Annotated in this window: 1 protein-coding gene; it reads right to left on the bottom strand. The window is 40.0% G+C overall.

Going from position 1 to position 1,566, the window contains the following annotated elements:
* Window positions 1–299: 299 nt before the first annotated feature.
* On the bottom strand, window positions 300–1,463 hold the full coding sequence (locus AB5642_RS20240) for an IS91 family transposase (RefSeq protein ID WP_173719756.1): 1,164 nt from the start codon (window positions 1,461–1,463) through the stop codon (window positions 300–302).
* Window positions 1,464–1,566: the final 103 nt, after the last annotated feature.

The following is a 1,566-nucleotide window of genomic DNA, read 5'->3' as shown; positions in this document are numbered from 1 at the left end:
AATTGATACGTGAACAATCGGTGTCAGGACAGAGAAAAAAACAGCTTACCATCTATTGATAGCTGCCCTTTTCTCTGGACTGCACACCGATTTTTACCGATTGAACAAAATCGCGTCACTCCAGACGATACAGTATGGAGTTTCAATCGATTTCCTTCTTCTTGATTTTACCAAAGAATCTATGCATTGGAAACTGATTCCATCATATATTCAAAATAGTAACCTGTCTTATCGAATGAAGGGTACACTTAATAAGCCTTCTTTCAGGAGGCTGTTTTTCAGTATTCAAATTCCTTCACTCAAGTCAACATATAGCGTCCTCGAAGCGATAGTGAATGAAGATTTCCTCCACAGGCTTCACATTTACAGATATCCTTTTTGTAAAGGATCATCAGCTTTTCCGCACAGGTTTTGCCTCGGAGTTTTGAAATATATTGAATGCAGTTGAGAAGCTTCCGGCAGTGTGCCATCTTTTCTTTCTTGTTCCTACAGGAAAGCAGGCCATAGTGGCGAATTCGGACAAAACCTTTAGGGAGCACATGCATTAGAAACATTCGCAGAAACTCTGTTCCTTTAATGGTTTGTTCGATATATTTACCGCCATTCTTGTAATCCTTTACGAGGTAGGTAACAGTTTCATCTGTCATGCTGACAATTCTACGGTTACTGATAGCGATACGATGAGTGTAACGGCCAAGGTAGTGGATCACAGAATCCGCTCCATTGAATGCCTCCTTCGTATATACAACCCAGTTCTTATCGTAGAGGGAATTCAGTAAAGCTTTGAATTCATAATGATTTTTCAAATGTGCTGCCGTTCCATGATACTCAAGTTTTTTATCTTCCCAGAATTGTTTCAGCTCACGAAGATAATACTTTTTGAAGACGGCAGACATGACCTTAACCGGAAAGAAAAACTTCTTTCCTTTATCCTTCCACTTGTTTGCAGCATCAAGTCCACCGCCAAGAACAATGGTGTGGAGATGAGGATGATAATTCATCCTGGAGCCCCAAGTATGAAGTACGCAGATATATCCAATCCTTGCTCCAAGATGCTTCGGATCCGCAGACAGTTCTTCCATTGTTTGATGTGCTGCATGGTACAAAGCATCATAAAGGAGTTTCTGATTTGAATAAATCAGGGAATATAATTTTTCAGGAACTGTAAAAACCGTATGAAAGTATGGAACATCCAGTACATTTTCCTGCTGTTTGTCAATCCATTCATCGACCTCCATTCCTTGACACATGGGGCAGTGACGGTTCTTGCATGAATTATAATGAATATATTTCTTGTGACAGTTTTCGCATTCGCTTAAATTGGCTCCCATTTCAAGAGTATGGCATTTGGAGATACACAGTGCCGTTAGTTGCTGTTGGGGAGAAAAGTTGTGTGTCTCACAGTATTGCGGAAGAAATCGATGGAATACATCCTGAATGGTGATGTCATGATTCATTTGCATCACCTGCGTTTCTCTTAGATTTATGTCCTCGTTTTTTTTTGACAGGATGATCAAGCGGACTCTTTATTCCCATAACAGTTTTATTGGATATGTGGATGTATAC

Origin of the sequence: Ruminococcus sp. 1001136sp1_2201st1_G3_2201SCRN_220225, assembly GCF_040924365.1 — a bacterium.
GTDB classification, from domain to species: Bacteria; Bacillota; Clostridia; order Lachnospirales; family Lachnospiraceae; genus Blautia_A; species Blautia_A faecis.
Note: the sequence above shows the minus strand (reverse complement) of the source record. Positions and strands in the feature narration are given on the sequence as shown.

Excerpts from the sequence above, each read along its gene's own strand:
- AB5642_RS20240 (WP_173719756.1), bottom strand. The coding sequence starts at position 1,463 with ATGCAAATGAATCATGACATCACCATTCAGGATGTATTCCATCGATTT.